This is a genomic window from Streptomyces sp. McG3 (genome assembly GCF_018619185.1).
GTDB lineage: Bacteria > Actinomycetota > Actinomycetes > Streptomycetales > Streptomycetaceae > Streptomyces.
In genome coordinates, this window is sequence record NZ_JAAXYC010000417.1 from 1 (window position 1) to 5,579 (window position 5,579).

The 5,579-nt window shown below is 72.3% G+C and carries 4 protein-coding genes; 3 read left to right on the plus strand and 1 reads right to left on the minus strand.

Annotated elements, in window-relative coordinates:
- Window positions 1-4 precede the first annotated feature (4 nt).
- The 3 genes from panB to HET64_RS35840 all read left to right on the plus strand — a co-directional run bounded on the left by panB (window position 5) and on the right by HET64_RS35840 (window position 2,894).
- Window positions 5-838 carry a 3-methyl-2-oxobutanoate hydroxymethyltransferase gene (panB, locus tag HET64_RS35830; protein WP_215111420.1) on the plus strand — a complete coding sequence of 278 codons (834 nt, stop codon included), beginning with the start codon at window positions 5-7 and terminating at the stop codon, window positions 836-838.
- 185 nt (window positions 839-1,023) lie between these two features.
- Window positions 1,024-2,037, plus strand: coding sequence for an ATP-binding cassette domain-containing protein (locus tag HET64_RS35835; protein ID WP_215111418.1), 1,014 nt, complete (start codon window positions 1,024-1,026; stop codon window positions 2,035-2,037).
- Window positions 2,034-2,894 (plus strand): ABC transporter permease, encoded by an 861-nt coding sequence (locus HET64_RS35840; protein ID WP_215111419.1) that lies wholly within the window; start codon window positions 2,034-2,036, stop codon window positions 2,892-2,894. The genes HET64_RS35835 and HET64_RS35840 overlap by 4 nt, the downstream gene beginning before the upstream one ends.
- A gap of 68 nt (window positions 2,895-2,962) precedes the next feature.
- On the opposite strand, the gene HET64_RS35845 is transcribed toward HET64_RS35840, so the two are convergent.
- Window positions 2,963-5,579, minus strand: a 2,617-nt coding sequence (locus HET64_RS35845) for an AAA family ATPase (protein ID WP_251146346.1), incomplete at its 5' end; no start/stop codon positions are given.

Sequence of the window (5,579 nt, forward strand, 5' to 3'; positions counted from 1 at the left end):
AGATGTGTATAAGAGTCAGGCGCTGTACGGAGGGAAGTCCACCCGCCGCATCACCGTCCACGACATCACCGCCGCCACGGAGCGCGGCGAGAAGTGGCCGATGCTCACCGCCTACGACGCGATGACCGCGTCCGTCTTCGACGAGGCCGGCATCCCGGTCATGCTCGTCGGGGACTCCATGGGCAACTGCCACCTCGGCTACGAGACCACCGTTCCCGTCACGATGGACGAGATCGCCATGCTGTCCGCCGCCGTCGTACGGGGCACCAAGCGCGCCCTCGTCGTCGGCGACCTGCCCTTCGGCTCGTACCAGGAAGGTCCCGTCCAGGCGCTGCGCAACGCCACCCGGCTGGTCAAGGAGTCGGGCGTCGGCGCGGTCAAGCTGGAGGGCGGCGAGCGGTCCCACGAGCAGATCCGGCTGCTGGTCGAGGCCGGCATCCCGGTCATGGCCCACATCGGTCTGACCCCGCAGTCCGTCAACGCCATGGGCTACCGGGTCCAGGGGCGCGGCGAGGAGGCCGCCCAGCAGTTGCTGCGCGACGCCAAGGCCGTGCAGGACGCGGGCGCGTTCGCCGTCGTGCTGGAGCTGGTGCCCGCCGAGCTGGCCGCCGAGGTCACCCGTACGCTGCACATCCCGACCGTCGGCATCGGCGCAGGTTCCGCGACCGACGCCCAGGTCCTCGTCTACACGGACATGGTCGGGCTGACCGGCGGCAAGGTGCCGCGCTTCACCAAGCAGTACGCGAACCTGCGCCAGGTACTCGGCGACGCCGCGAAGGAGTTCGCGGACGAGGTCGTGGGCGGCACGTTCCCGGCGCCGGAGCACACCTTCCACTGATGCCCGCGCACTGACGCACGGGCCTTCCGTCGCGTTGTCGTCCCGCGCCCACCAGCCATTTCCCGCACCACCGACAGCCCGCCGACATCCCCCATCGGCGGGCTGTCGCCCGTCCGGCGCCCGGTTCCGGGCCGTGTCGGCGGCCTGTCGGCGAGCTGTCGGTGGGCGCTGGTCTGCTGGTGGACATGGAACGAATCGACAAGAACCCCAGCAGCGGCCGGAACGCCGTCGAGGTGCGGGGGCTGGTCAAGCACTACGGCGAGACCAAAGCACTGGACGGCGTGGACCTCGACGTCCGCGAAGGCACCGTCCTCGGTGTGCTCGGCCCCAACGGCGCCGGCAAGACCACCCTCGTACGCTGTCTGTCCACCCTGATCACCCCCGACTCCGGCCACGCGGTCGTCGCCGGCTTCGACGTGGTGAGGCAGCCCCGGCAGCTCCGCCGCACCATCGGCCTCACCGGACAGTACGCCTCGGTCGACGAGAAGCTCTCCGGCTGGGAGAACCTCTACATGATCGGGCGGCTGCTCGATCTGCCCCGTAAGAAGGCGCGGGCCCGCGCCGACGAGCTGCTGGAGCGGTTCTCGCTCACCGAGGCCGCCAAACGGGCCTGCATGGAGTACTCCGGCGGGATGCGCCGCCGGCTCGACCTGGCCGCCTCCATGATCGGCAGCCCCTCCGTGCTCTACCTGGACGAGCCGACGACGGGGCTCGACCCCCGGACCCGCAACGAGGTCTGGGACGAGGTGCAGCGGATGGTCGCCGAGGGCGCGACCGTACTGCTGACCACCCAGTACATGGAGGAGGCGGAGCAGCTCGCCAAGGAGCTGACCGTGATCGACCGGGGGAAGATCATCGCCCGGGGCGGGGTCGACGAGCTGAAGGCGAAGGTCGGCGGACGCACCCTCCAGATCCGGCCCTCGGACCCGGCGGAGCTGGCCGCGATGGCGCAGGCGATCCGGGAGGCGGGCCTCGACGGCGTCGCCGGCGCGCAGGCGGTTCCGGACGAGGGCCTGCTGTACGTGCCGATCCTCAGCGACGAGCAGCTGACCGCCGTCATCGGGCTGCTGGGCGTGCGGGGCTTCTCCCTCGCCCATGTCGCGACCGCTCTGCCCAGCCTCGACGAGGTGTTCCTCGCGATCACCGGCGACAAGGCCACGCCCCTCTCCGACCAGGCTCCCCAGGAGGTCGCCGCATGAGCACCACGACACTGACCCCCGCCCCCGCCGGGACCGCGGGCGCCGCGCCGTCGAAACCGGCGGCGGCCGACGAGGGCCGGATCGGTCTGCGGGCCAATCTGCGGCACATCGGGGCTCTGGCGCGGCGCAATCTGCTCCAGATCAAGAAGGACCCCGAGTCGATGTTCGACGTCCTTCTGATGCCGATCATCTTCACGCTGCTGTTCGTGTACGTCTTCGGCGGCTCGGTCGGCGGCAGCCTCGGCGGGAACCGGCAGGACTATCTGAACTATCTGGTTCCCGGACTGATGGCGATGATGGGCATGAACATCGCCATGGCCGTCGGCACCGGGGTCAACGACGACTTCCGCAAGGGCGTCATGGACCGGTTCCGGACGATGCCGATCGCCCGCTCCTCGGTGCTGATCGCCAAGATCGTGGTCGAGCTGGGACGGATGATGGTCGCCATCACCATCCTGCTCGCGATGGGCTTCGCCCTCGGCATGAGCCTCGGCACCTCCGTCCTCGGACTCCTGGCGGCCGTCGCGCTGTCGGCGGTGTTCGGCGCCGCCATCATGTGGATCTTCATCGTGCTCGGGCTGGCCATGAAGACGGCCCAGGCGGTCCAGGGGATGGGAATGCTGGTGCTGATGCCCCTGCAGTTCGGATCCTCCATCTTCGCGCCGCCCACGACCATGCCGGGCTGGCTCCAGACGTTCACCGACTACAACCCGCTGTCCAATCTGGCCGACGCGGTGCGGGGCCTGATGATGGGCGGCCCGGTCGCGAACTCCGTCTGGGTGACGCTCGCCTGGGCGGCGGGCATCACGCTGGTGATGGCTCCGCTGGCCGTCGCCAAGTTCCGCAAGAAGGCCTGAAGAAGGCGGGCCCGAGCCCGTGGCCCCGAGCAAGCGGGCCCGAGCAAGCGGACCCGATCGCAGAGGCGTTACGCCGGAGGGCTGCGCCGGTACGTCTCCGCCAGGGCGGTGGCCTCGTCGAGAGTGAGGCCACCGCCCTCCGCGTACGCCGCCGTGTACGCGGCGTCGTCGAGCCGGGCTCGGACGGCCTTCTCGGCGAGCACCAGATTGCGGACCTCCATCACGCTCGGCACGTGCCCCTTCGGCAGGAGCGCCGCCTGGAGCGCCAGCAGCCGGGCGGCGTCCTTCGCCGCTTCGGCACCGCCGAACCCGGCGAGCGCCTGGGCGATGGCAGTCAGGTGGGCCGAAGGCATCTGCGGGGCAACCATCATCGACAGCCGCTCCCGCGCACTCCTCAGAGCGGTCAGCGCGTTGTCGAGGGCGGCGACGGGATCGCCGTCGAGGTTGTCCAGCCAGGCCAGCACGCCGTGGACGAAGCCGCCGAAGATGGCGACATCCCGCGACCTGAAGTCCGCGCGGACCAGCTCCGCCTGCTGACGGGCCTCGTCCACGCGCCCCTGGAGGCCGAGGACGAAGACCAGGTGCATACGGGCCATCGGCGTCGCCTCATGACCGGACTGCCGGCCGTTCTCGGTGACGTCACGCAGAATGGCCTCGGCCTCCGGGAAGCGGTCGAGCTCGATGAGGGCTCCGGCGTACCGGGCCCGCAGCAGTGCCGCCTGGCTCTGGGCGCCGATCTTCCGCGCGTACTCCACGGCGGCCCGGTAGTCGTCCAGGGCCGCCAAGAAGTCCCCGGCGCGCTCGTTGGCCTCACCCCGCGCGGAAAGAGCCTCGGCAGCGCCCCATTCGTCGCCCAGCCGGGTGTAGATCTCCAGGCTCTCGTCGGCGTCGGCACGCGCGTCCGCGACCCGCTCGGGGCTGTTGGACAGGAGGTTGGCGCGGGTGTGGAGCGCGGAGCCCAGCTCCCACTCGCCGCCATGGACCCGGGAGGCCCGGACCGTCTCGTCGAGCACCGCGAACAGCCGGTCCATGTCGCCGGTGAGCATGACCGCGAACAGCCAGAACGATCCGGGCATGCGACAGGTCTGCGGCATGCCCGGCCGGTAGGTGTCCGTGATGATCCGCAGGCGCGCCTTGCCCTCGGGGGTCGACCATTCGCTGATCGCGTTGTCCGCACCGGCCAGTTGGAGCAGGGCCACTCCGCGACGCGCCTCCGCGAGCTGTTCGTCGTCCATCGGCGGCGGCCGGTCGGTGGGCCCTTCCAGGAGCGCCGGGGCCCGGACACCGGGCGGGGCGAAGGGGTCGGGGCCGAGCGAGGCGGCGAGCTCGCTCCACTGGCGGGCGTCCGGGCGCAGGTCCCGCAGCATCCAGTACCAGGCCAGCGACAGCACGATGCACAGCGCCTCGTGCTCGTCCCGGACGGCGACGGCGTGGCGGAGCGCGGAGCGCAGGTTCTCGTACTCGCGCTGGAACACCGCGATGGCGTCGCGCTGCCCGCCGCCGCGCATCCTGGGGCCGGTGATCCGGGCCAGCTCCCGGTAGTGGACCAGGTGGCGCCGCTCCACGGCGTCCCGTTCGGCGGCCTCCGCCAGGCGCTCCGCGGCGTATTCGCCGACGGTCTCCAGCAGCCGGTAGCGCATCTCCTCGTCGTCGCCGGGCGCGGCGACGACGAGGGACTTGTCGACCAGGGACCCGAGCAGGGCGGCGACGTCCAGGGAGTCGACGGCGACACCGTCGGCCGGTGCGGGCAGGGCGCAGACCTCCTCGGCGGCGGCGAGGCAGCAGCCTCCGGCGAAGACGGAGAGCCGGCGCAGCACGGCGCGTTCGGCGGCGTCCAGCAGGTCCCAGGACCAGTCGACGACGGCGCGCAGGGTCTGCTGGCGGGGCAGCACGGTCCGGCTGCCGTTGGTGAGGAGGCGGAAGCGGTCGTCGAGCCGGTCGGCGATCTGGCGCGGGGTGAGCATCCGCAGCCGGGCGGCGGCCAGCTCGATGGCGAGCGGCAGCCCGTCCAGGCGGCGGCAGATCTCGGCGCAGGCCGCCGCGGTCGCGTCGTCCGCGTCGGTGCGGAAACCGGGGCGGGCCGCCGCCCCGCGCTCGGCGAGCAGGCGCAGCGCCATCGGGTCCGGCAACGGGTCGACGGGGCGGACGAACTCGCCCGGCACGCCGAGGGGCTCGCGGCTGGTGGCCAGGACGGTGAGCTGCGGGCAGTGGGTCAGCAGCCGCTCGGTGAGGGCGGCGGCCGCTCCGATGACGTGCTCGCAGTTGTCCAGGAGGAGGAGCATCCGGCGCGGGGCGCAGTGTTCGGTGAGGCGTACGAGGGGGTCGGCGGCGGTGCGGTCGGTGGCCCGCAGCTCCTCGGCGCCGGCCCCGCGCAGCACGGTCTCGCGGGCACCGAGCGCGGTCAGGACGGCTTCGGGCACGCTGTCCGGGTCGTCGACCGGCGCCAGTTCGGCGAGCCAGACGCCGTCGGGCCAGCTCGCGGCGGCGGCCTCCGCGGTCTCCTGGGACAGCCGCGTCTTGCCCGCGCCGCCGGGTCCGAGCAGAGTGACGAGCCGGCTCCGGGCGAGGTCGTCGCGGAGCGCGGCGATGTCGCTGTCGCGGCCGACGAAGCTGGTGAGCCGGGCCCGGAGGTTCCCGGGCGGTATCGGGGCCGGGGCCGCCGGGGAGAGGCCCGCGCCCGCGGTG